Raw genomic sequence first — 330 nt, 5'->3', positions numbered from 1 at the left:
GATCATCCCCGCAGGCGCGGGGAACTCCTGCTTCTCAGCATCTCGCTGCTCCAAGATCATCGGATCATCCCCGCAGGCGCGGGGAACTCCGGTCGAGGGCAGTGAAAGCCTGAAGGAAGGCCGGATCATCCCCGCAGGCGCGGGGAACTCGAAGCCGCCGAGTAGACCGTCGAGAGCTGTTCCGGATCATCCCCGCAGGCGCGGGGAACTCTCATTCAAGCGCGTCTCGATCTCATCCACGTCCGGATCATCCCCGCAGGCGCGGGGAACTCGTGTCACCATACGGCGCACGGACGCGGAAACACGGATCATCCCCGCAGGCGCGGGGAA

It is taken from the genome of Arthrobacter sp. HMSC06H05 (assembly GCF_001807395.1).
Lineage (GTDB): Bacteria > Actinomycetota > Actinomycetes > Actinomycetales > Micrococcaceae > Pseudoglutamicibacter > Pseudoglutamicibacter albus.
The sequence above is the reverse complement of the archived record's forward strand: the minus strand, read 5'-3'. Positions refer to the sequence as shown.